This window comes from Cumulibacter soli, assembly GCF_004382795.1.
GTDB classification, from domain to species: domain Bacteria; phylum Actinomycetota; class Actinomycetes; order Mycobacteriales; family Antricoccaceae; genus Cumulibacter; species Cumulibacter soli.
Genome location: NZ_SMSG01000004.1, coordinates 1 through 23,894, shown reverse-complemented (window position 1 = coordinate 23,894; position 23,894 = coordinate 1). Strand labels below are relative to the sequence as shown.

Genomic DNA, 23,894 nt, shown 5'->3' with positions numbered 1-23,894 from the left:
GCTTGCCCCTTTCAGCTGGCCTGCAGCGCCGCGCGGCCTTGGCGGGCGGCCAAGAGTTGCGATTGGGTGGCTGCATCGAAGTCGCGTTCGATCAGCGTGCGCGCGCGGCGCGCGATCGCGACGCGCGGATATGCCGGATCGGCCACAGTGCGTAACGCCTCGTCGAGTTCGCTGCCGTCGTCGGCTGCGAGCCTGCCGGCATCCAGCAGGATCCCGGTCTGTGTCGGGCCAATCGGGTTGACTGCTTCGCCGATTCCGGTGACGTCGCTGGCGATTACCGGCACGCCCATCGCCATCGCTTCCAGTAGGACGGTCGGTAGTCCGTCGGCGTTGCCGTCCGCGCCGACGATGCACGGTGCGACCATGACGTCGGCCCAGGTCAGCAGGTCGCGTATCTCGTCCTGGCTGCGCGGTCCGATGAGGTGCACGACATCGTCGAGACCGGAGATCGAAATCTGCGCCTGGAGCGCGTCGCGCAGTTCGCCGTCTCCGGCGATGCGCACCTCGAGATCCGGCGCATCCGGCCGGCTGCGGAGCCGGTGGATTGAATCAATGAGGTGCGTGAATCCTTTCTTTTCCACGAGCCTGCCGACAGCGGCGATGTGCAGCGGGCCGTGGAGTGGGCGAGGATCGGTATAGGCAAACTTCGATAGGTTTAGGCCGTTTCGCACGAGTCTTGTGCGCGCCGCAACCTGCGGATAGTTCTGCTGCAGGAACCGCTCGTTGTAGCGGCTGATCGCCACGATGTGATCGGCACGTGTCAGCACATCGGCCAACACCAGCGGGTCGACGTCCTGGTGAAAGAGATCCTTAGCGTGGGTGGTGACCGAGAACGGGATGCCCGTCAGTGCGCTGGCGACGGCCGCGACGCGGGCGGCCATCGAGCCGAAGTGTGCATGAAGATGGGTGATCTTGCCTGCCACGGCCGCGATGGCCAGATCGATGCCTTGGATCGCGTCAGTTGCATCGATCCGGAGCAAAAATGGCAGTGCGTCTGCAAGCCGTTGGCCAAGACCAGGAAGTGCGGCGTGCGCGTGTCGGAGCGACTCCCACATCCCGGAGAGTTTGACCGGTTTGGTGAGGTGGGTGACCGGCGCTTGCACCTTCGCTATTTCCGGGTGGAAGCGAGCGTCGGTTGTCGGCCGTAGCGCGAAGATGGCGAGGTCCTCGCCGGCGGCCTCGCGGGCGAGGATTTCGGTTACTACGAAGGTTTCGGAGAACCGGGGATAGACCTTGAGCACGTAACCGACCCTTGTGGGGCCGGCAGTTCGCTGGTTAACCGGCAGCATCGGTGAGCTCCTTGCTGATCTGCGAGCGACGAATGGTTTCGGCGACCAGGTTCGTGACGCTGGCCAGTCCGGCCAGGTGGATGTGCTCGCGCGGTTGCGCCCTAGTGACGGACTGCCGCAGCCAATCGCTGAGAATTTGCGGGGTGAGTTGTTCGAGCCGACGTACATCGACGGCGCCGGCCACGTTGAGCGATTCGGCGCGGATGAGTTGTTCTTTGCGCGGTGCCTCACGAGGGACCAGCAGCGCCGGGGTACGCGTGCTCATGACCTCGCACGCGGTGTTGTATCCGGCCATGCACACCAGCGCGCTGGCGGAGCGAATCATCGCTAGTCCATCCGGGACGGCGGGTACGAGAGTGACGTCCGGGCCGGCCAACTGCTGAATTGAGGCGCGGTCTTCGGGCGACATTTGTGGACCGGTGACCACGACATGCCGGTGACCGTCCGGCACGGTTGCCGCAGCGGCAAGACGGCACAGTGCCGCCCCGTCGCTGCCGCCGCCGACCATCGTCAGCACGAAGGGCACGGGCGTGGGTTCTCGTTCGGGCAACCAATGGCGGCCGGTTGCCAGGTACCCGGTGTAATGCACCAGATCGTGCAGTGCGGCGGGGAGTTCCCCCGAAACGCGCACATCGTGCACCTGCGGGTCGCCGTACACCCAGATCTCGTCGAAGATGCTGCGGAACTCGGCGAGATCACCCAGGCGCGCCCATTCGGCGGCGGTGGCCGAAGTCTCGTCGATGACTTCGCGCAGTCCGAGCACGATCCGTGTCGATGGACGGTGCTTGCGCACGCCGGCGAGAGCGGTCCTGAGTTCACCGTCGATTCCGTATGCATGCCGGTCTACGACGATCAGGTCCGGCGCGAATCCGCGAATGACGCCGCCAAGAACTCGTTCACGGATGTCGATCAGATCGGTCATCGGCACGTGCACGTTACGAGGCTCGTAACCCTCGTCGCCTTTGCGCACACCCGGTAGGAGGACGACGTCGAAGCCGACCGGTACGTCGAGTTCCGCGCTATATCCGACACCGGTCAGCAGCATCCCGGTGACCGGGCGGCCGGAGAGTTCGGGAAGCCGGGTAGCCAACTCGTGCGCAAGTGCCAGATTGCGACGGATATGGCCCAGGCCGACTGAGTCGTGTGAGTACAGCAATATCCGGAACGGGTTGGTTACCGGCGTGCGCATCCGCCGCACCTCCTGAGTTCGTTCTGCGGCTCCGCGGATCGAAGCTGGAATCACTCAAACAGGAGGAAATGAGGAGTCCGTCATTCAGATGAGGAGTTCTTCATTTACCGGCGATTCACGGTTGGTTCACCTGCGCTGTCGCGCCACCGAAGCGCCACTAGTGGCGACTTTCGGTGTGACGAAGGACGGTTCGGGATATTGGCGTGTATCAGGCCAGGTCTCGATCGTTCGCGAAGTTCTCCAACCACGCCACCTGCTGCGGATCAAGTGATCCTTTGACGTTTCTGATGGCCTGATCGAAGTCGGGCTTGGTGACCTTCGGTGCCGACATGTCGCGGCGCATCGCAACCAACGCGGCTTCGCGGACCACAGCGGCGCAGTCTGCTGAGGAATAGCCATCGAGTTGCTCAGCGATCGCGTCGAAGTCGACCCCGCGAGTCACGGGCGTCTTGCGGGCCGAGGCGCGCAGGACGGCGGCGCGAGCCTCGGCGTCCGGCGGCGGCACGTAGATCATCTTGTCGAGGCGTCCGGGGCGCAACATCGCGGCATCGACTAGGTCAGGGCGGTTGGTCGCGCCGATCACGAAGACGTTATTCAGCGCCTCGACGCCGTCCAGTTCGGTCAGCAGTGAGGCAACGACGCGATCGGTCGTGCCGCCGTCGGTCCCTTGACCGCGGGGCGGCGCGATCGCGTCGACCTCATCCATGAAGATCAGCGTCGGCGCTGCCTGCCGGGCTCGACGGAACAATTCGCGGACCGCGCGCTCAGACTCGCCGACCCACTTGTTCAGCAGTTCGGCACCCTTCACACTCATCACGTTGGTCTGGCCCTGACCGGCGATGGCCTTGACGAGGAACGTCTTACCGCAGCCGGGAGGGCCGTACAGCAGTACGCCGCGCGGCGGACTGACGCCGAGTCGTTCGTACGTATCGGGGTACTGCAGCGGCCACAGCACGGCCTCGGTGAGAGCTTCTTTGGTCTCGGCCATGTCGCCGACGTCCTCGAGCGTCACCCGGGCGACCTCGAGGGTCGATTCGGCCATCGCGGTCGGGCGAACAACGTCCAACGCCCCGATGAGATCTTCGGCGGCGACAGTAGGCATCTCGGCGTCCTTCTGCCGCAACGCCGCGCGGACGGTCGCCTCGCGGCGCAGCGCCAGCAGGTCGGCGGCTACGAAGCCGGGGGTCCGACCGGCGATGTCGTCGAGGTTGACGCCGTCCTCGAGCGGTACCGGCCGCAACAACGCGTCCAGCAGAGCCTTGCGCATGGCCTTATCGGGCAGCGGAAGGACGAGTTGATGATCGAGTACACCGGGATGTGAGAGTTCGGAACTGACCTCCTCGGGGCGGGCGGTGGTGCAGATGACGGCGATGGTGCCCTCGGCGATCGTGCGCTGCAGCAGATCGATGAAGATTCGGGAGATGGGATCGGCGTCCTCGCGTGGTGCGAGGGCCTCGACATCCTGAATGAGCAGCACGGACGGCGCGTCGCTCATCGCCTTTTCGGTCGCCGAGCGCAGCGTTTCGGCCGCGGCGCCCGCTTCGATGGCAGCGATCGAGGGCGCGGACACGTCGATGACGGCGGCGCCGACGTGTGCGGCGACGGCGCGGGCAAGAGTCGACTTGCCGACTCCGGGAGGTCCGCTGAGCAGTACGCCGAGCTGTGGTTTGCTGCCGAGTCGGTCAAGAACTTCGCGATGGTTGAAGCCGAGGTCGAGCCACTCGGTTAGTGAGTCAGCTTGTGTTTTGAAGCCGCTCAAGTCGTCCAGGGTCGGCGTTGCATTGGCCGATATATCGGCCTTTGGGGGCTCAGAGCTACTAGCGAGAGCTTCGGCTGCCGGCCGGTCGTCGGTGCGGGTGACGGCCTTCGCCTGCACGCCGGTGTGGGTGGGTCCAGGGGCGAGCATCTGGTCCGCGGTGGTCGGCGCAGCAGGTCGCTGCGGTGCCGGAGTGACCGAGAACATCCCGGTCGCGGCGGCTGGGGCGGACGTCGGGGGAGTCGCCGGATCACGTTGCCAGCCCGGGGCGACGGCGCCGCCGCGCCAGGAAACTGCGGTCGCGCCGGTCACGAGTACCGGCTCACTGGAGTCGCTCGCGGTGACGGCGACGAGGGTCGTCGTCCACTGCATGCCCATCGCGACGCGTAATTGGCGACGAGCGGCCTCGAGGTCAGCTGCCTCGACTCCGCCGTGAACCGGATTGTCCAGCGGCATCAGGGAGATGTCGTCGCCTACCGTGACCATCTTGCCAAGCAGCGCGCGCCGCAGCATGTCGGGCGAGATCATCCGCATCACGTTCTCGTCGCCGACGAGTTCGACGGAACGAGCTTCGCTCAGTGGGATTTTGGAGACGCTGATGGCGGTGCCGTCCTGCAGTCCGGCGTTGCCGAGAGTGAGGTCGTCGCACAGCAGGATTCCCGCGGGTACGTCGGCGCCGCCTTCGGCGACGATGGCAGCGGTGCTGCGGGCGCCATCGAGGCGCACCGGATCCCAGGCGGAGAGGTCCAGGGCGGCCATGACGTCGCGGTGCATGCGCACGATTCCGCGACGGGCGTCCAGGACGGCGGCGGTCAGGCGGGCGGTGAGGGTGAGAGTGGAATCGGCCACCCCATGACTCTAATGGGAATCAAAACGGGATAGGTCCTGTTATGATGTTGAATATTCAACGAGTTGAGGAGAAGGCAATGCAGTTCGGCATCTTCACGATTGGTGACGTGACCACCGACCCCACGACCGGCGCGACGGTCAGCGAAGCTGAGCGGATTGCGGCGATGACCGAGATGGCGCTCAAGGCCGAGGAGGTCGGGTTGGACGTGTTCGCGACCGGCGAGCATCACAACCCGCCGTTTGTCCCGTCTTCCCCGACCACCCACTTGGCCTATATCGCTGCCAAGACCTCGCGGTTGCGACTGTCGACCGCGACGACCCTGATCACCACCAACGACCCGGTCAAGATCGCCGAGGACTACGCGTTCTTGCAGCACCTGTCCGGTGGGCGCAACGACCTGATGATGGGTCGCGGCAACACCGGCCCGGTCTACCCGTGGTTCGGTAAGGACATCCGTCAGGGCATCCCGCTGGCCGTGGAGAACTACCACTTGCTGCGTCGGCTATGGCGTGAGGAGGTCGTCGACTGGAAGGGACAGTTCCGCACTCCGCTGACTGGGTATACCTCCACGCCCGCACCGCTGGACGGCGTACCACCCTTCGTGTGGCACGGATCGATCCGTTCGGCGGAGATTGCCGAGCAGGCCGCGTTCTACGGTGACGGGTTCTTCCACAACAACATCTTCTGGAATGCCGAGCACACTAAGCAGATGATCGACCTGTATCGCCAGCGGTACGAGTACTACGGTCACGGCGCGGCCGATCAGGCGATTGTCGGGCTCGGAGGCCAGACCTTTATCGGAACTACCGAGGCTGAGGCCAAGAAGCAGTTCCGGCCTTACTTCGACAATGCGCCGGTCTATGGTCACGGTCCGTCGCTGGAGGAGTTCTCGTCGTACACGCCGCTGACGGTCGGCACCGTTGAGCAGGTCATCGAGCGCACCTTGTCGTTCGCTGATTACGCCGGTGATTATCAGCGGCAATTGTTCCTGGTCGACCATGCCGGTCTGCCGCAGGACGTCGTCTTGGAGCAGATCGAGATCCTGGGTAAGGAAGTCGTGCCGACCCTGCGCGCCGAGTTCGAGCGCCGGCGTCCGGAGCACGTGCCCAGCGATCCGCCCACCCATGAGTCGCTGGTGGCCGAAGGCGCGGACTCCAAGCACCGCAAGGTCATTAACGCCGAGAATCTGGAGACCGTCTAAATGTCACGCAACATCGTGGTCGTGTCGGCTGGAGTGTCCGTTCCGTCCTCGACTCGCTTACTGGCCGACCGCATCGCCGACTCGGTTGATGCGGCGGTCAGTGCGCGGGGCGAGTCGGTGCAGGTCTCGTTCATCGAGTTGCGCGAACTCGCCGTTGATCTGGCTCATTCGTTGACCGGGGGTGGACTGATGGGGCCGCGGCTGGCGTCCGCTCGCGACCAGGTGTCCGAAGCCGCCGGACTGATCGTGGTCACGCCGGTGTTCGCCGCCAGTTACAGCGGGCTGTTCAAGATGTTCTTCGACCAACTCGATACTGACGCACTGAACGGGATGCCGGTGATCATCGCCGCTACCGCCGGAACGCCACGGCATTCGCTGGTCCTCGATCACGCGGTGCGCCCGCTATTGACGTACCTGCGGGCGGTCGTCGTACCGACCGGAGTTTTCGCGGCCACCGAGGATTTCGGCGATTCGGCAGATTCCGGCTTGACGGGGAGAATCTCGCGTGCGGCGTCCGAGCTGGCCTCGCTCGTGGTGGCGTCGACCGACGCGGTCGCGGGATTCACTCCTGATCCGGTGCGAAACTCCGGTAATGACCTGCCGACGCAAGTCACGAATTTTGCCGACCTGTTGCGAGGCCACGCCGGGTAGGTCGGTCTCGCCGCGCCGGAGCACCGTATCCGGGTTCGGGCAGTGCTTCGAGCTCGGGCGTACTCCGAACCCGCGCGCCTAGTCGCGCCGGGTCGTCGCCCCGAACTCGCGTGGTACTCGGAACTAGCGCAAATAACGCAGCAAAAATCGCCAGGCATCGCGCTATAGCCGATGCCCCCTGATTTTTGCTGCGTTATTTGCGGCAACCCAGCCGCGGCAATCGCCCGAACCGGATGCCGCCGAGAGTGGACCTGTCGATCACCGGCCGAGCGCGCCCCTGGCGCCAGAGCGCGCCCCGGCGCCCGATTAAGCCGAGGACGCGAATCGCTATTTGGCGCTCGTGCGCCCAGACATGGCGGTATACCCAGCCGTGATGATGATCGCACCGACGATCGAGCCAATAATGCCGCTCGGACGCAGTTCGATTCCGTCGCCGGCGAGCAAACTGATCAGCAGTCCTCCCAGTAAGGAGCCGATGACGCCGGCCACGAAGGCAAGTGGCCAGTTCACGCCTTGCAGGCGCTTGCCGAGTAGGAGCTGGGCCAGCCCGCCGGCAACCATGCCGAAGACGAGGATCGCGATGATGAGCATAAGCTCGACGTTAATCGGTTGACCGGCGAAAGCAACTCGACCGAAATGGGCGAATCGGTTCGGTTGAAGTCAGTCGACGGCAGCGTGTCGTTGGTTTCGCGCCGTCGTCGACAGCTCATCGACTGCCGCGCTCACTGGCCGCTGTGATGTGGCTGCTGTGATGTCTGCTCGTCACAACTCGCACGGGAACCTAACTACCGTGTGGTCAGTTGTTGTAGAGGACGTTATCGGCTCGACAGAACGGCACACGGGTGGCGAAATGGCTCGGCGGCAGACGATTGATCGCACTCATCGCAGTGATCGCACTCGTCGCGGCGCTCATCGTGTGGCGCTCCGTCAGCAGTTCACCTAGCTATCAAAGCGAAGAGTTCCGATTCAGCAGCGAAACCGCCGACCCGGCGGAACTCGACGTCACGGTTTTCGTACCGGACGGCGTCACCGCAGACGATCCGGCTCCGGCGGTCATTGTGGCGCACGGTTTCGGCGGTTCCAAGGACAGCGTCGAAGCGGACGCTCTCGCCCTCGTCGAGCGCGGGTTCATAGTGCTCACCTATAGCGCCCGAGGGTTCGGCACCAGCACCGGTGAGATCGGGCTGAACGCGCCGGACGCCGAGGTCGCCGATGCGCAGAACTTGATCAGTTATCTCGCGGAGCGCGACGACGTAGAACTCGACGGTCCCGATGACCCGCGGGTCGGGATCACCGGTGGCTCGTACGGCGGCGCGCTCGCGCTACTGGCCGCGGGCTACGACGAGCGTGTCGATGCGATCGTCCCGATGATTACCTGGAACCGGCTCGCGCGGGTGTTCTTCCCGAATGGAGAAGGTGAGCGTGAAGCCGCCGCCGGCCCCGCCGCGGCCGACGGATTCACCCCTGGGGCGTTCAAGCGCGAATGGGCCGGAACGTTCTTCGGCTTCGGCAAGGGCGTCGACCTCACATCGCTACTCGGCGCCGCCGACTCCGAGTCAGACGACTCCGAACCCGGCGGCGGTGGCCCGTTGAACGGTGGGTCGCTCGAGGACCCTGAGTGTGGGCAGTTTGCCGCCGACATATGCGCCGTGTACGCCGACGCAGCGACTACAGGAACGCTCGATGATGCAGGGTTGGCGCGGTTAGATGAGTCATCGCCGTACTCGGTAGCAGACCAGATCGATGCGCCCACGATGCTGATCCAAGGCCAGGCTGACTCGCTATTCCCGCTCAGCGAAGCCGACGTGACGGCGCGACAGATCACCGAAGCCGGCGGCACGGTGAAAGTGATGTGGACCGCCGGCGGCCACGACGATGGTGGTGTTGCGGCCACTGACGCAGAACTCTCCCGGGTGTACGACGTAACGGCCGATTGGTTCGATTACTATCTCGCCGGCAACGGCGACGACCCGGGCACCGAATTCGAGTTTGCGCAGCAGACCGGGCTCACCACGACGGGTCGCAGCGGTCGTCCGACCGCGCGCAACGAGGTCGCCGAGCAGTACGTCGATAACGTCGCGACGTACGACGGCGTGGACCTCGCCGGGCCGCCACAGGAGATTGTCCGTCCGCCCGGCGGCGTCCCGGGATCGTTGTCCTCACTGCCTGGATTGGGGCTCGGCGTGGCATTCGATCCGCCCGGCCAAGCCGCGTACTTCAGCAGCGCCGTCTTGTCGGATCCGGTCACGGTCGTCGGTAGCCCCGTCGTCACCGTCGACGTTTCCGGAATGCCGGACGGCGGAATGCTGTTCGCGAAGGTGTACGACGCCGCGCCCGGTGGACTTCCAGCATTGCCTGGCGGACAGGTGGTTCCGGTCGTGGTTCCGGAGAATAACGGGAATGTCGCCCTCGAGGTCACCCTGCCGGCGATCGCGCACAGTTTTGAGGCCGACCACCGGATTATGGTTGCGTTCGCAACCACCGATCGTGCCTATCAAGTCGAGCCCACACAGCAGACCGTCACTATCGCGTTGGGCGAGGACGGGGCAATTGAATACCCGACCGTAGCGACCGAATCCCTCACCTACGCGACGTCGGCCTGGACCCGTCTGCTGATCGGTATTGGCGCCGCCGTGCTGATTGGATTGGCCGCGCTTTTCGTGTTGCGAGCGCGGCGCACGAAAGGCGAGCGGATCGATCACGATCCAGAGTTGGACAATGTTCCGCTGATCGCCGATGGTCTGCGCAAGGCGTACAAGGACGGTTTCGTCGCGGTCAAGGACGTGTCGTTCCGGGTTGAGCGGGGTCAGGTTGTTGGCCTGTTGGGACCTAACGGCGCCGGGAAGACGACGACCTTACGGATGTTGATGGGGCTTATCCACCCCACGGACGGTTCGCTGCGAGTCTTCGGTCACCGCGTGCGTCCCGGCGCGCCGGTGCTCAGCCGGTTGGGGTGTTTTGTCGAAGGTGTAGGGCTGATGCCACACCTCAGCGGTCGGGAGAATCTGACGTTGTACTGGGCTGCGACAGGCCGCCCGATCGAGGACGCCCGTTTCGACGAGGTCATCGAAATCGCGGGCCTCGGCGACCGACTCGACCGCAAGGTGCGCACCTATTCGCAGGGCATGCGGCAGCGCGTCGCGATTGCGCAGTCCATGCTGGGCCTGCCTGACTTGCTGGTGCTGGATGAACCGACCAACGGGCTCGATCCGCCGCAGATCGCCGAGATGCGTCAGGTGCTGCAGTCGTACGCCGTCGACGGACGATCGGTGCTCGTCTCCAGCCATCAGTTGGCCGAAGTTGAGCAGACCTGCTCGCATGTCGTTGTGGTCAACGTTGGCGAGGTGATCGCGTCGGGCACGGTCGCTGACGTGGTCGGCGCCGGTGGCGAGATCGATATCGATACCAACGATGGGCAGGCTGCGGCGGCGGCGTTGCGCGATCTAGCGGGCGTGAAGGTCGTAGCGGCCGAGAGTCGCCGGGTCATTGTCGAGTTGGACGGCGTCCGCGCCGGCGAGGTCGTCGCGGCGTTGGTTGTGGCGGGCGTCGAGGTCGAGCAGGTCATGCCGCGCAGGCATCTCGAGGACGCGTTCCTGGCGCTCGTGGGAGGTCATGAATGATGTCGCAGTCGAACGACGGGCCCGCACAGGCGCCTCGGTCCGTCAGCGCAAGCGGATCGCTGCCGGCCGCATCGGTAGCCGAGCATGCAGACACCGCGCACGGGTATCAGCGCCGGCATTCGTTGCGGTTCTGGGTTGAGGTGCGTCGTCAACTTGGTCGGCGGCGCACGCTGGGCGTGTTCGCGCTGATGGCGGCGATGCCGTTGGTATTGATCGCCGCGTTCGCGTTCGGTTCGCCGGAAGACACCGGGCCCAGTAGCCGGATCAACCTGTTCGACGTCGCGACTGCGGGCGGGTTCAACTTCGTCTTACTGGTGTTCTTCGCGACCACTGGGTTCTTCTTGGTTGTCGTGTTCGCATTGTTCTTCGGTGACACCGTCGCAGTAGAGGCGCAGTGGGGAAGTCTGCGCTACCTGTTGGCATCGCCGGTACCGCGGACCGTCCTGCTGTGGCGCAAACTGCAGGTCGCGCTGTTCTTGTCCGTGCTCGCCGTACTCACGCTGGTCGCGGTGTCGCTGCTGGCGGGAACTATCGCTTATGGCTGGAATCCCGTCGCTTCGCCGGCCGGAACGGTGATTGAAACCGGCGACATGTGGTGGCGACTTGCAGCGATGGTCGGCTACATGATCGTCAACCTGCTGATGGTCGGCGCGCTCGCGTTTTATTTGTCGGTGCGCACAGATGCGCCGTTGGCGGCGGTCGGTGGCACGGTGTTCATCGTGATCGTTTCCTCGATCCTGGGCCAGGTCGAGGCGTTGGAAAGTCTCCGGAATGCACTGCCGACGACGTATAACTTCGCCTGGATCGGCATGTTGAGCGATCCGCCGGACACCGCCGATATGGCCACCGGTATCGCCTGGTCGCTGGGGTACTCGGTGGTGCTCTTCGTGCTGGCTTTCTGGCACTTCCGCCGCAAGGACGTCACCTCCTGAGATAGCGAAACGCCGCGCGGCGAAAGCGTGGTTCCACGCAGAAAGCGCGAACAGTTTCCCGCTTTCTGCGTGGAACCACGCTTCTGCGCGGGCTGGAAAGTGGGACGGCTTCCGACGCGGTACCGGTTTTCCACTCCGCCGGCGGTTTTCCACACCGGCGCGCCGTTGGATTTCGTTCGGTGGCGGTGCATGTCACGCTTCGGCAATGTCGATTCCTGCGCCCTTACTTGTCGCTGCGGCGGGCCAACGCGGTGTGTTCACTCGACGCCTCGCGGCGCAGTACGGCTGCACTGATGCCGACCTTGCGCGGTGGGTCAAATGCGGCCTCGCGCGACAGGTGTGGCGGGGGATACTGACGACGAGTCCGCCGCCGAAGGACCTCACTGAACGTCATCGGGAGTTGGCCCACGCGATCAGCGTCGGGTACGGCAGACGGCTGGCCGTCAGCCACCAGTCCGCGATCGTGATGGCAGGCCTGCCGACGTACGACATCGACTTGACTACTGTCCGGTTCGTACGCCGAAATGGCGGGAGTTCGTTGAGCGTGCCCGGCATCAAGATCAGCCGCTGTTCGCTGGACCTACCGACATACGAACTCGACCGTGCGCTGGTTGTTGATGAGGCCGTCGCCATTGCACAAGTCGCCCGCGCAGTTGGTGTCGATGCGGCGGTGGTGGCCGCCGATGCCGCGTTAAACCGTGAGTCGCTGAGCAAGGGCCAGCTGTACGACGCCGCTCAGGTGCTCGATCCGCTCGGAAGGGCGAGGCGTATTCGCGAGGTCGCAGATCGGGCCGACGGCCGAGCGGAGTCTCCAGGGGAAACGCGGTTGCGGTTGATCGCAGTCCGCGCAGGTTTGGATGTCGAACCGCAGTTTGTTGTGCGTGATAAGGAGGGCGCTTTCGTGGCGCGTACCGATCTCCGCGTGCGCGACACGAACGTGATCGCCGAGTTCGACGGTGAGGTGAAGTACGAAACGGGTAGGTCAGTGGTCAACGAGAAGAAGCGCGAGGATGCGATTCAGCGTCTGGGTTGGCGGGTTGAGCGCTTTGTCTGGTACGAGCTCGATCGGCCAGCTGATGTTGAGCAACGCCTCCGGTCTTGACCGCCAGAGTTACTGTGTTCATCGTAAAGCGGGGTTGTCAAAGGAAAGCGCGGAAACTTTCGCGCTTCCCTGGGACAACCCCGCTTCAGACCTGATGCTGCGCCCGTTTGAGGGGCCTCGCGTCTAGTGCCGCAGGCTCAGGACGTTACTTCGCGGCCGCGAAGCCGGTCTCGAGGTCGGCGATGATGTCGTCGATCCCCTCGATACCGACGGCCAGACGCACCTGACCCGGCGTGACTCCAGCAGCAGCCAGGTCCTCCGCCGATAGCTGGCTGTGGGTCGTGGTGGCCGGGTGGATCACCAGCGAGCGGACGTCGCCGATGTTGGCTACGTGGCTGTGCAGCTCAAGCGCGCTGACGAACTTCCGGCCGGCCTCGACGCCACCGGCGATCTCGAAGGAGATCACCGCACCGGCACCCTTCGGGGTGTACTTCTGAGCGCGGTCGTAGTACTTGGAATCCGGCAGCGACGACCAGATGACCTTCTCCACCTGCGGGTGGTTCTGTAGGAACTCAGCCACCTTGCGGGTGTTCTCCAGGTGACGCTCGACGCGCAGGCTGAGCGTTTCGATGCCCTGCGAGATAAGGAATGCGTTGAACGGCGACACTGCAGGACCCATATCGCGCAGCAGGGTGACGCGCGCCTTGAGGATGAACGACAGGTTCGCGCCGAACGCCGAGCCGACGCCGAGGTCCTTCGCGTAGGTCAGTCCGTTGTACGACGGGTCGGGCTGGTTGTAATTCGGGAAGCGCTCGGGGTACTGGGCGTAGTCGAACGAGCCACCGTCCACGATGACGCCGGCGATCGAGGTGCCGTGTCCGCCGAGGTACTTGGTCGCCGAGTGGATGACGACGTCTGCGCCGTACTTGATCGGGTTGAGTACGTACGGCGTGGCGATGGTGTTGTCCAGGATCAGCGGTACGCCGACCTCGTGCGCCACCGCAGCGACCTCTTCGATGTCGATGATCTCGCCGGAAGGGTTAGCGATCGTTTCGCCGAAGAACAACTTCGTGTTCTCCTTCGCCGCGGCCTTCCACGACTGTGCGTCGGTGGCGTCCTCGACGAAGGTGACCTGGATGCCGTACTTCGGCAGGGTGTGCTTGAGCAGGTTGTAGGTGCCGCCGTACAGATTGGCGGAGGCGACCACATGGTCGCCAGCCTCGGCGATGTTCATGATGGCGAGGGTTTCGGCAGCCTGGCCGGACGACAGCAGCAACGCACCGACGCCACCCTCAAGGGCGGCGATCCGGTTCTCGACCGCCTCCTGGGTCGGGTTGGTGATCCGGGTGTAAATCGGCCCCAGGTCGCTGAGCGCGAAGCGGTTGGCGGCTTCGTCGGCATCCTTGAAGACGAAGGAGGTGGTCTGATAGATCGGTAGCGCGCGGGCGCCCGTCTGGCTGTCTACGATCTGGCCGGCATGGACCTGCTTGGTCTCAAAAGCCCAGTTTGCTTCGTTGGTCACTGTGGGTTTCTCCGTATAGGTCAAGGGGGCTCATCGGATCTCGAGAGCCCCCGCGCTTATGTGTGAAGGGACAGCCGAAGGCTGTGATCTGTTGAAGATTGAACGGCTGCGCGAAATTGTACCGTAGCGTCCAGATGACCGATGGAATGTCTCTCACTGGGTGAGATCGCCGATCAGGTGTCGCGTGGCCGTTGCCGATTCGTTACCGCCTGGCCACGAGCAGGACTACGCATCGTGGGTAACGTGGCGCGCGGTCGTAGCGAGACCCTGGCGCCGCAAACCGCGGGCCTGAGCAGTAACGGACACAGGAGCGCATGTGGCACAGGGAACCGTGAAGTGGTTCAACGCGGAAAAGGGCTTCGGCTTCATCGCCGTGGACGGCGGCCAAGATGTTTTCGTGCATCACTCGGCCATCCAGATGGACGGCTACCGGGCCCTCGACGAAGGACAGCGGGTCGAGTTCGAGGTCGCGCAGTCGGACAAGGGTCCACAGGCCGAGCAGGTCCGAATCCTCGGATAGCCCGGCACGTCAGCGTTGACGCTAGAAGCACGCAAGAAGCGGGCCACCCATGGTGGCCCGCTTCTGCTGTTTGCGTCGGTGCTACTCCTTAGCCACCGCGACACCGCGCAGTGAGACGTAGCCGTTCGCCCGCTGGATAACGCCCGAGACGTTATCGGCGAACACCGAATTGCCTTCCACCATGCACACCGGAATCAGGTGCGGCGGGGTTTCCACCCAGGCATCCATGTACTTCTCGTACGCCACCTTGCGCTCGTCCGGATCGAACGTCGATGCGCCCTCGTTGCCGTACTTTGTCAGGTCGGGATAGTCGGTGTTACCAGGGTTGAACAGTGACGTTTTCGCGATGTAGCGGGAGTTGATCACGTCCGGATCGTTGATGCCGGTGGAGATCGTCGTGAACGTCTCGGTCACCTTGTCGATCGAGAACTCCTGCACCATCTCGCTCGGCGGGATCGAGTGGATCTCAACGTTGATGCCCACATCCGCGAGTTGGTCCTGCAGCACCTCAGCGAACTTCGTATAGATCGTGACGTTCGGCGCAGCTGTGGCGACCTCGATCGGCTCGGTGACGCCGGCATCCTCGAGAATCTTCTTCGCTTCTTCAGGGTCGTAACCCCAAATGTCCAACCCGTCACCGATCTTGTCGCTGTAACCGGGGCTGCTCTCGGGGAACGGCTGAATCTGCGCTGTGCAGTATCCGTCGTACAACCCCTGCGAGATCTCCTCGCGGTTGATCGCCATGTTGATCGCCTTGCGCACTTCGGGATCACCGAATGGCTCCACCGAGGTGTTCACCGCGAAATAGAGCACTAGCGAGCTCGGCTGGACGATTGGGGTAAACCCTTCCTCGGCCATATTGTCCAGTTCGGTCGCTGGCGCGGTCATGCCGTCCAGTTCACCGGACTTCATCGCATTGATTCGGGTCTGATCATCGGGCATGTAGTAGTAGGTCATCGTCTTGACCCGCTGCGCGTCCGTGTCCCAGTAGTCTGGGGTGAGCTCGTAGTTGACCTTGTTGCCCGCCTCGATATCGGCGGCGGTGTAGGGGCCGATTCCGACGGGCCCCGCGTCCAACTTGCCGGACTTGGCAGCGGCAGGGGAGACCATCATGCCGGCGCGGTTGGCGAGCGCCACGGGCAGGGAACCGATGCTGCCGGACAACTCCAGCGTGACGGTGTAGTCATCAACGATGTCGACCGAGGTGACCTGATACAACTCGCCGTTGATCTTGCTTTCCTCGCCGCGGGCACGGTCCAGGTTGAATTTGACGGCCTCGGCGTTGAAGGGCTCTCCGTCGGAGAATGTCAGGCCTTCGCGAAGCTTGAGTGTCAGCGATTTGCCGTCGTCCGCGGGGGTGAACTCGGTGGCGAGCATTGGCTCGAGTTCCCCGTCGATACCTTCGTAGAGCAACCGGTCGTAGACGGGTTCGTAGAAGTTCTGGTCGCCACCGTTGATGCTCAGGATCGGGTCCCAGCTGGAGGCGAACGCGACGTACGCCCAATCGAAGTGCCCGTCGGGGTCATATCCGTCGACGAGGTCAATGGAGTTGCCGAACGAGTCGCTTTCTGCGGCTGTCTTACTTTCCGGTGCATCGCCACACGCTGCGAGCACAAGGCTGGCGCCGAGTGCCGCGACCATGAGTTTTGGAGTTCGTTTCATCCATGCTCCTCTCGGGACCCGCCCACACGCGCTGGTCGGTCGGGGCGGCTGTAAGGAGTATGACCAATCCCACAACCAGAGCAACTGTATTGAGTGCTTGTTACATTATCGTGACGCTGCCGAGGCGCAGGACTTGTTTCCGAACGCTTCTCGCACACGTTTGTCGCTTCCGCGCGGCGTGGCACGGCGAGGGTTCGCATGGGGAGAGTCGACCTGCACCGTGGTGTGGCGCTTCGCTGTCGGCGGTTCATTCAGTTGCGGATACCGGCGACCGCGTCGCCGATATCCGCACCCGCAGTCACGTCAATCGTGTTACTCCTTGGCGACAGCCACGCCGCGCAGATCTGGGTAGCCGTTCGCTTTCTGGCCCACTCCCGAGACATTCGAGTTGTACGCCGAAGCCATGTGAATCGTGCACACCGGAATGAGATGTGGCGGCGACTCCACCCACGCGTCCATGTACTTTTCGTACGCTGGCTTACGTTCGGTTGGATCGAGCGTTGAAGCGCCCTCTATCCCGTATTTCTGCAGATCCGGGTACTCGGTACTGCCGGCGTTGAACAGGGAATCCGGCGCGACGTACCGCGAGTTGACGACGTCCGGATCATTGATCCCTGTGGAGACCGACGTGAAGGTTTCGGTGACTTTGTCGATCGCGAATTCCTGCACCTGTTCGGCCGGTGGCAGCGCGTGGATTTCGATGTTGATACCGATCTCGCCCAACTGATCCTGAATCACCTCGGCGAACTTCGTATAAATGGTGACGTTCGGTGCGGCCGTGGCGATGTCGATGGGCTCAGTGATTCCCTCCTCCTCGAGGATCTGCTTGGCCGCCTCGGGGTCGTACGGGAACTCATCCAGCCCGTCACCGAGTTTCTCGCTGTAGCCGGGGCTGCTCTCGGGGAACGGCTGGATCTGCGGGGTGCAGTAGCCGTCGTACATGCCTTGTGAGATGGCCTCGCGGTCGATCGCCATATTGATCGCCCGGCGGACCTCGGGGTTGTCGAATGGCTCGATCGCCGTGGAGACCATGAAGTAGAGGAACAACGAACTCGGTTGCACGATCGGCGTTGCGCCGCCGTCCGCCGCCACATCCATCTCATCGGGATTGATCCGGGCGCCGTCCACCTCGCCGCTCTTGAGGGCGTTGATCCGGGTCTGGTCCTCGACCATGTAGTAGTAGGTCATCGTGGCGACACGCTGTGCGTCCGGATCCCAATAGTCCGGGGTTTTCTCGTACGACGCGTTGCTACCGGGCACGATCTCGCTCGTCACGTACGGGCCGATCCCGACCGGTTCGGTGTCCAGTAGGCCGGCCTTCGCGGCCTCGGGCGAGACCATGATTCCGGCGCGGTTAGCCAACGCCACCGGCAACGAGCCGATACTGCCGGAGAGGTGGACGTCGACCGTGTACTCGTCGACGATCTCCACGTCCTCGACTTGGTACAGCTCGCCGTTGATCTTGCTCTCCTCACCGCGGGCCCGGTCCAGGTTGAACTTGACTGCTTCGGCGTTGAATGCGGCGCCGTCAGAGAACTTCAGATTCTCGCGGAGTTTCAAGGTGAGTGTCTTGCCGTCATCGGACGGCGTGAACTCCTCGGCGAGCATCGGGTGAATAACCCCGTCGACGTCCTCGAACAACAACCGGTCATAGACGGGTTCGTAGAAGTTTTGGTCGCTGCCGTTGATGCTCTTGATCGGATCCCAGGTCGAAGCGAAGGAAGTGTAGCCCCAATCGAAGTGTCCGTTTGGGTCGTAGTTCTCGTCCAGTTCGATCGCCATGCCGAAGTCTTCGGTATCGGACGCTGACGATTCCTCGGGCGCTTCACCGCAGCCGGCGAGCAGCAGGCTGCCACCGACCGTCGCGGCGATCAGTCGAGATGCTTGTTTCATCCGTGCTCCCTTCACATGGCGGCCGCGACTGCGGCCGTGGGTGGTTGGAGTATGGGATTGCGCGCGGCGCTACTCGCCGGTCCGATTCAGGCGTAGCCCGATCGTGACCGCGCCGATACCGCAGGGGGCCGAAGCGTCGGAGCAGGGCGCCCTCCGCACACAGCAGCCCTGAGGCGCTGCACAGTTGTCGAAGGCAACGTATGCATCCGCAAAGACGAAGGCCGTCTACCGCGCAGTTGCGGTAGACGGCCTTTATCGTGCGATGCGGCTAGGACTCCTTGGAGACCGCGACCCCGCGCAGGTCGGGGTAGCCATTGGCCTTCTCGCTGACGCCGGACACGTAGTCGGCGACGGCGATCGACTGGTGCAGCATGCAGATCGGCATCAGGTGTGGCGGAGTTTCCATCCACGCGTCCATGTACTTCTCGTACGCCGGCTTACGTTCGGCGGGATCGAACGTTGCCGCTCCCTCGTCGCCGTACTTCTGCAGGTCCGGGTACTCCACGTTCGCCGGGTTGAACAGGGAGTCGGCACTGATGTACCGCGAGTTCGTCACGTCCGGATCGTTGATTCCGGTGGCGGTCGAGGTGAAGGTCTCGGTGACCTGGTCGACCGAGAACTGCTGAACCATTTCGGCAGGCGGCACCGAGTTGATCGTCAGATCGATGCCGATGTCCTTCAGTTCGCTCTGCAGAACCTCCGACAACTTCGTGTAGATCGTGACGTTAGGAGTGGCGGTCGCGACCGACAGTTCGGTCACGCCTTCCTCTTCGAGGATCTGCTTCGCGGCCTCGGGGTCATACCCGTACACGTCAAGCCCGTCGCCGACCTTCTCGCTGTACCCGACGCTGCCTTCGGGGAAGGGCTGGACCTGCGGGGTGCAGTAGCCGTCGTACAGGCCTTCGGAAATGGCCTCGCGATCAATCGCCATGTTCAGCGCCTTGCGGACCTCGGGGTTGTCGAACGGCTCCATACCCGCGTTGACCATGAAGTAGATGAACAGCGAACTCGGCTCGACCAGCGGAATCAGGCCGGCGTCGGCGAGAATGTCCATCTCGTCGGCGTTCACTCGGGCGCCGTCCAGTTCGCCGCTCTTGAGTGCGTTCAGGCGGGTCTGGTCATCGGGCATGTACTTGTAGGTCATTGTGGCGACGCGCTGCGCGTCGGTGTCCCAGTAGTCCTCGGTGAGCGCGTAGTCGACGCTGTCGCCCGGGGCGATATCGGTCGTCACGTACGGGCCGATGCCGACCGGTTCGCTCTCCAGATCGCCGGCCTTCGCGGCCTCGGGGGAGACCATGATTCCGGCGCGGTTGGCCAGGGCGACCGGCAGCGAACCGATACCGCCGGACAATTCGAGTTCGATGGTGAGCGGGTCGATGATATTGACCGAGTCGACCTGGTACAGCTCGCCAGCGATGTTGCTGCCTTCGCCGCGGACGCGGTCCAGGTTGAACTTGACCGCTTCGGCGTCGAACGGTGCCCCGTCGGAGAAGCTCAATCCCTCCTGAAGGGTCAAGGTGAGTTTCTTGTTGTCTTCGGACGGGGTGAACTCGGTCGCCAGCATCGGGACGACGGTGCCGTCCTGCTCCTCGAACAGCAATCGGTCGTAGACCGGTTCGTAGAAGTTCTGGTCACTGCCGTTGATGCTCTTGATCGGGTCCCAGGTCGAGGCGAACGACGTGTGTGCCCAGGTGAAATGGCTATCGGGATTGAAGTCATCGGCAACCTCGATGCTGTTGCCGTACTCGTTGTTTTCGGCGCCGGTGCCTTTATCCGGCGCGTCGCCGCAGCCGGCCAGCAGCAAGCTGGCGGCCACCAGGCCAACGAGCGGTTTCGCGTAACGCGTCATGGGGGTGTCCCTTCACGGATTCTGAACACCTCACAATAGGCACTCGGTGTCATAGAAATACGCGCGGGTTGCGGTACGTCCGGCGCGCGGTCCACGGACGGGCCCGATGTAGTGACTGATCGGCTGACTCGCCGCTGATAACGCAGACGAAGCGGCCCCTCATCGCTCATAGAACGATGAGGGGCCGCTCAGGCTGCGTGGTCGGCAAACTCGACCAGGAAGGTCGACTAACTTCACTCCGTGATGGCCACGCCACGCAGGTCCGGGTAACCATTCGCCTTCTGCGAAATTCCCGACACGTTGTCCGACGCGGCCAACGCGAGGTGGATCATGCAGATCGGCATCAGGTGTGGCGGGTTCTCGATCCAGGATTCCAGGTACTTCTCGTAGGCCGGACGGCGAACTTCTGGGTCCAGTGACGACGCGGCCTCATCGCCGTACTTGATTAGGTCTGGATACTCCACACTGCCGGCGTTGAACAGCGCGTCCGGCTTGATGTAGCGCGCGTTGGAAATATCGGGATCGTTGATGCCGGTCGAGATCGAGGTGAACGCCTCCGAGGTCTTGTCGATCGCGAACCGCTGCACGATGTCGCTGGTCGGCGCCGCGTGGATCTCCAGGTTGATCCCGATCTCGCTCAGCTGGTCTTGCACGATCTCGGCGAACTGCTGGTAGATCGTCACGTTCACGACCTCGGTGGTGATGTCCAGGCTGGTGACGCCCTTGTCCTCGAAGACCTTCTTGGCGGCCTCGGGGTCATAAGGGAACTCGTCGAGCCCGTCACCGATCTCCTCGCTGTACGCCGGCCCGGTCTCGGTAAACGGATGGAACTGCGGGGTGCAGTATCCGTCGTACAAGCCTTGAGAGATGGCTTCGCGATCGAGCGACATATTGATGGCCCGGCGAATCTCAGGGTCGTCGAACGGCTCGATGGCGGCGTTGACCATGAAGTAGATGTAGAGCGCGCTCGGTTGAGACAGCGGGACGTAGCCGTCGTCGGCCAGCGTCTTCATCTCGTCGGGGTTGATGCGCGCGGCGTCTAGTTCACCAGACCTAAGTGCATTGAGCCGGGTCTGATCGTCGGTCATGTAGTAGTAGGTCATGCTCGCGACGCGCTGAGCGTCCGGGTCCCAGTAGTCCGGTGTCCGCTCGTACTCGGCACGATCGCCGGGCAAGAAGTTGGTGACTACGTACGGACCGATACCGATGGGTTCGGAAGCCAACTGGCCAGATTCTGCTGCCTTGGGCGAGACCATGATCCCGGCGCGGTTAGCTAGTGAGATCGGCATCGAGCCGATCCCGCCGTCGACGTGGATGTCGACGGTGTATTCATCAACGACCTCGACGGATTCGACCTGACCAAGCTCACCGTTGATCTTGCTGTCTTCTCCCGCCGCGCGTTCGATGTTGAACTTGACGGCTTCGGCGTTGAACGGCTCCCCGTCGGTGAACTTCAGCCCCTCCTGCAGGGTGAGCGTGAAGACCTTTCCGTCCTCGGAGGCCGAGTACTCGGTGGCGAGCATCGGGCCGACGTTGCCGTCCACGTCCTCGCGCAACAGGCGGTCATATACAGGCTCGAAGAAGTTGATGTCACTACCGGTCAGGCTTTCGATCGGATCCCAGCTGGCCGCGAACTCTGGATAAGACCAGTCGAAATGCGCGTCCGGGTTGTAATTTTCGTCCAGCTCAATCGTCTGTGCGTACTCAGCTGTTTCTTCGTCGGACGACGGTTCGGGCGCGTCGCCGCACCCCGCCAGCAGTAGCGCTACACAACTAATCGGCGCGATTACGCCCATTCCTCGTCTCATGTGCACTCCTCGACACGGCCGCCGCAGCGGTCCGCACGCAGTTGTAATGCAGATCTCAATTGGGTGAAGTATGCACGACGATTTGGACTATCGATAGGGGCGCCGGAATCACAATTCAGTAGCGGATCAGCCGAGAAGTGACGCAACGCGAACAGCCGTGCAACGAAGGTGTGGCGCAACGCAAAGGTCGGCTGCCACGTGAATCGACAGCCGACCTTTAGACCCTGTGGAGGGTTACTCCTTAGCCACGGCGATACCTCGCAGGTTCGGGTACCCGTTCATCATTTGGACGGCGCCCGACACGTTGTCGTTGTAGGCGTTGGTCAGGTGAATCATGCACAGCGGAATCAAGTGCGGAGGAGTCTCGACCCAGGCGTCCATGTACTTCTCGTAGGCGGGCTTGCGCTCCTCGGGATCAAGCGAGTTGGCCCCCTCCTCGGCGTACTTGATCAGATCCTCGTACACCACCTCGCCCGGATTGAACAACGCATCCGGCCCGAGATAGCGCGCGGTGATCGCGTCGGGGTCATTGATCGCGGTGAAGATTGACGAGAACGTCTCGGTCACCTTGTCGATCGCGAACTCCTGCACCTGCGGTACGGGCGGGAGCGAGTGGATCTCCATATTGATCCCGATCTCGGTCAGCTGTTCCTGCATCACTTCGGCGATCTTGGTGTAGATCGTGACGTTGGGCGCGGCAGTGGCGATGTTGACCTCGGTGACTCCCTTGTCCTCGAGGATCTTCTTGGCGGCCTCAGGGTCATACGGGAAGATGTCGAGTCCGTCGCCGATCTTCTCGCTGTAGCCCGGGCTGCCCTTGGGGAATGGCTGGATTTGCGGGGTGCAGTATCCGTCGTACATGCCCTGCGAGATCGCTTCGCGGTCGATAGCCATATTGATCGCCTTGCGTACCTCGGGATCATCGAACGGCTCGATGCCCGCATTGAGCATGAAGTAGATGAAGCGAGGGCTTTGGGTGACCAGCGGAATCAGACCGGCGTCGTCGGCGGTGTCCAGTTCGTCCGGGTTGATCGCGGCACCGTCGACATCACCAGATTTCAGTGCGTTGATCCGGGTCTGATCGTCGGCCATGTACTGGATCTTCATGCTCGCGACCCGCTGTGCGTCCGGGTCCCAGTAGTCAGGGGTCTTCTCGTACTGGACGTAGTTGCCTGCGGAGATGTCGGTTGCCTGATAGGCGCCGACGCCGACCGGTTCAGTCTCGATGATCCCCGACTTCACCGCGGCGGGGGAGACCATCACGCCTGCGCGGGAGGCCAGCCCGACCACCAGCGAGCCGATACCGCCGTTGAGGTGTAGGTCGACCGTGTAGTCGTCTACGACTTCAATCTCATCGATCTGATAGACCTCGCCGTTGATCCGGCTGTCGGTGGCGGTGTAGTGCTCGAGGTTGAATTTGACGGCATTGGCGTCGAACGGCTCGCCGTCCGAGAACGTCAAGCCCTCCTTCAACTTCAACGTGAGCGTCTTGTTGTCCTCGGACGCGGTGAATTCCTCGGCCAGCATCGGGCTGATCGTGCCGTCCTGCTCTTCGAGTAGGAGTCGGTCGTACACGGGTGAAAACATCAGCATGTCCGCGCCGTTGACGCTCTTGGCCGGGTCCCAACTCGCGGGGTACGCCGTATACGCGAAGTCGAAATGACCCTCGGGGTCATAGTTCTCGTCGAGGGGAATCTCCGACTCGAACCCGCTGGTGTCGGCCTCCTTTTCCGAGTCCGGTGCGTCTCCGCAGCCAGCCAGCACCATCGCTAGGGCGCTCAGCGGTGCCAAGTAGCGGATTCCTCGTTTCATGTGCTCTCCTCATCGTGCGGCGCCAGGTTGTGATCCAAGTCGCAGGGAAGCAGTATGGCCGAGAATCGCCGGTTACTCCTATCCGAAACCGAATCGTGATTCAGTGGCGGCGCAATCTCGTCATCGGACAGAAAATAGTGACGGGCCCCGCGTGCGGGGCCCGTCACTATCGATGGGGTGGCTAGTTGTGATGTCCAGGGACGTTGTTGCGTGAATCGCGCGTGATCTGTTGACGGGTGAAGGCCTCCCGTTGCGAGAGTGGAGCTGTCTAGGAACCGCTCACGCATAACAGGAGGCC

Annotated in this window: 16 protein-coding genes; 6 read left to right on the top strand and 10 right to left on the bottom strand. The window is 63.2% G+C overall.

Annotated features, from left to right (window positions below; all coding sequences use genetic code 11):
• Positions 1 to 11: 11 nt before the first annotated feature.
• From E1H16_RS09670 to E1H16_RS09660, 3 genes are all read right to left on the bottom strand, one after another.
• Complete coding sequence (locus E1H16_RS09670; protein ID WP_134323629.1) at positions 12 to 1,289, bottom strand: glycosyltransferase; 1,278 nt, start codon at positions 1,287 to 1,289, stop codon at positions 12 to 14.
• A complete protein-coding gene (locus E1H16_RS09665; RefSeq protein WP_134323627.1) occupies positions 1,276 to 2,478 on the bottom strand; it encodes a glycosyltransferase family protein in 1,203 nt (400 codons plus the stop codon). The genes E1H16_RS09670 and E1H16_RS09665 overlap by 14 nt, the downstream gene beginning before the upstream one ends.
• A gap of 208 nt (positions 2,479 to 2,686) precedes the next feature.
• On the bottom strand, positions 2,687 to 5,083 hold the full coding sequence (locus tag E1H16_RS09660) for an AAA family ATPase (protein ID WP_134323625.1): 2,397 nt from the start codon (positions 5,081 to 5,083) through the stop codon (positions 2,687 to 2,689).
• Between the two features lie 41 nt (positions 5,084 to 5,124).
• On the opposite strand from E1H16_RS09660, the gene E1H16_RS09655 reads away from it, so the two are divergent.
• Positions 5,125 to 6,285 (top strand): LLM class flavin-dependent oxidoreductase, encoded by a 1,161-nt coding sequence (locus E1H16_RS09655; protein ID WP_243837817.1) that lies wholly within the window; start codon positions 5,125 to 5,127, stop codon positions 6,283 to 6,285.
• Complete coding sequence (locus E1H16_RS09650; RefSeq protein WP_134323623.1) at positions 6,286 to 6,936, top strand: FMN reductase; 651 nt, start codon at positions 6,286 to 6,288, stop codon at positions 6,934 to 6,936. It begins immediately after the preceding gene.
• Positions 6,937 to 7,263: 327 nt separating this feature from the next.
• Here E1H16_RS09650 and E1H16_RS09645 read toward each other — a convergent pair whose 3' ends face one another.
• Positions 7,264 to 7,527 (bottom strand): hypothetical protein, encoded by a 264-nt coding sequence (locus tag E1H16_RS09645; RefSeq protein ID WP_134323621.1) that lies wholly within the window; start codon positions 7,525 to 7,527, stop codon positions 7,264 to 7,266.
• 296 nt (positions 7,528 to 7,823) lie between these two features.
• Here E1H16_RS09645 and E1H16_RS09640 point away from each other — a divergent pair, with 296 nt between their 5' ends.
• The 3 genes from E1H16_RS09640 (at position 7,824) to E1H16_RS09630 (ending at position 12,590) form a co-directional block, all read left to right on the top strand.
• Positions 7,824 to 10,556 (top strand): alpha/beta fold hydrolase, encoded by a 2,733-nt coding sequence (locus E1H16_RS09640; protein WP_243837816.1) that lies wholly within the window; start codon positions 7,824 to 7,826, stop codon positions 10,554 to 10,556.
• Entirely contained in the window at positions 10,553 to 11,488 is a 936-nt protein-coding gene (locus E1H16_RS09635; RefSeq protein WP_243837815.1) for an ABC transporter permease, read from the top strand. The genes E1H16_RS09640 and E1H16_RS09635 overlap by 4 nt, the downstream gene beginning before the upstream one ends.
• Positions 11,489 to 11,693: 205 nt before the next feature.
• The gene (locus tag E1H16_RS09630; protein WP_134323617.1) at positions 11,694 to 12,590 is read left to right on the top strand and encodes a hypothetical protein; all 897 of its coding nucleotides are present in this window, start codon (positions 11,694 to 11,696) and stop codon (positions 12,588 to 12,590) included.
• 145 nt (positions 12,591 to 12,735) lie between these two features.
• Here the strand turns inward: E1H16_RS09630 and E1H16_RS09625 are convergent, their stop codons facing one another.
• Positions 12,736 to 14,052 carry a bifunctional o-acetylhomoserine/o-acetylserine sulfhydrylase gene (locus E1H16_RS09625; protein ID WP_134323615.1) on the bottom strand — a complete coding sequence of 439 codons (1,317 nt, stop codon included), beginning with the start codon at positions 14,050 to 14,052 and terminating at the stop codon, positions 12,736 to 12,738.
• A 316-nt stretch (positions 14,053 to 14,368) separates the two neighbouring features.
• Here E1H16_RS09625 and E1H16_RS09620 point away from each other — a divergent pair, with 316 nt between their 5' ends.
• On the top strand, positions 14,369 to 14,572 hold the full coding sequence (locus E1H16_RS09620) for a cold-shock protein (RefSeq protein ID WP_134323613.1): 204 nt from the start codon (positions 14,369 to 14,371) through the stop codon (positions 14,570 to 14,572).
• Between the two features lie 81 nt (positions 14,573 to 14,653).
• Here the strand turns inward: E1H16_RS09620 and E1H16_RS09615 are convergent, their stop codons facing one another.
• From E1H16_RS09615 to E1H16_RS09595, 5 genes are all read right to left on the bottom strand, one after another.
• Complete coding sequence (locus E1H16_RS09615; protein WP_134323611.1) at positions 14,654 to 16,234, bottom strand: ABC transporter substrate-binding protein; 1,581 nt, start codon at positions 16,232 to 16,234, stop codon at positions 14,654 to 14,656.
• A 312-nt stretch (positions 16,235 to 16,546) separates the two neighbouring features.
• Positions 16,547 to 18,127: an ABC transporter substrate-binding protein gene (locus E1H16_RS09610; RefSeq protein ID WP_134323609.1), complete on the bottom strand. Its 1,581-nt coding sequence runs from the start codon at positions 18,125 to 18,127 to the stop codon at positions 16,547 to 16,549.
• Between the two features lie 268 nt (positions 18,128 to 18,395).
• Positions 18,396 to 19,976 carry an ABC transporter substrate-binding protein gene (locus E1H16_RS09605; protein ID WP_134323607.1) on the bottom strand — a complete coding sequence of 527 codons (1,581 nt, stop codon included), beginning with the start codon at positions 19,974 to 19,976 and terminating at the stop codon, positions 18,396 to 18,398.
• 233 nt (positions 19,977 to 20,209) lie between these two features.
• Entirely contained in the window at positions 20,210 to 21,784 is a 1,575-nt protein-coding gene (locus E1H16_RS09600) for an ABC transporter substrate-binding protein (RefSeq protein WP_134323605.1), read from the bottom strand.
• A 234-nt stretch (positions 21,785 to 22,018) separates the two neighbouring features.
• Positions 22,019 to 23,596 (bottom strand): ABC transporter substrate-binding protein, encoded by a 1,578-nt coding sequence (locus E1H16_RS09595; protein ID WP_134323603.1) that lies wholly within the window; start codon positions 23,594 to 23,596, stop codon positions 22,019 to 22,021.
• Positions 23,597 to 23,894 lie beyond the last annotated feature (298 nt).

Bases quoted from the DNA above. Each gene is read 5' to 3' on its own strand.
- E1H16_RS09670 (WP_134323629.1), bottom strand. From the start codon at position 1,289: ATGCTGCCGGTTAACCAGCGAACTGCCGGCCCCACAAGGGTCGGTTAC.
- E1H16_RS09665 (WP_134323627.1), bottom strand. From the start codon at position 2,478: ATGCGCACGCCGGTAACCAACCCGTTCCGGATATTGCTGTACTCACAC.
- E1H16_RS09655 (WP_243837817.1), top strand. From the start codon at position 5,125: ATGATGTTGAATATTCAACGAGTTGAGGAGAAGGCAATGCAGTTCGGC.
- E1H16_RS09650 (WP_134323623.1), top strand. From the start codon at position 6,286: ATGTCACGCAACATCGTGGTCGTGTCGGCTGGAGTGTCCGTTCCGTCC.
- E1H16_RS09645 (WP_134323621.1), bottom strand. From the start codon at position 7,527: ATGCTCATCATCGCGATCCTCGTCTTCGGCATGGTTGCCGGCGGGCTG.
- E1H16_RS09635 (WP_243837815.1), top strand. From the start codon at position 10,553: ATGATGTCGCAGTCGAACGACGGGCCCGCACAGGCGCCTCGGTCCGTC.
- E1H16_RS09630 (WP_134323617.1), top strand. From the start codon at position 11,694: ATGTCGATTCCTGCGCCCTTACTTGTCGCTGCGGCGGGCCAACGCGGT.
- E1H16_RS09615 (WP_134323611.1), bottom strand. From the start codon at position 16,234: ATGAAACGAACTCCAAAACTCATGGTCGCGGCACTCGGCGCCAGCCTT.
- E1H16_RS09610 (WP_134323609.1), bottom strand. From the start codon at position 18,127: ATGAAACAAGCATCTCGACTGATCGCCGCGACGGTCGGTGGCAGCCTG.
- E1H16_RS09605 (WP_134323607.1), bottom strand. From the start codon at position 19,976: ATGACGCGTTACGCGAAACCGCTCGTTGGCCTGGTGGCCGCCAGCTTG.
- E1H16_RS09600 (WP_134323605.1), bottom strand. From the start codon at position 21,784: ATGAGACGAGGAATGGGCGTAATCGCGCCGATTAGTTGTGTAGCGCTA.
- E1H16_RS09595 (WP_134323603.1), bottom strand. From the start codon at position 23,596: ATGAAACGAGGAATCCGCTACTTGGCACCGCTGAGCGCCCTAGCGATG.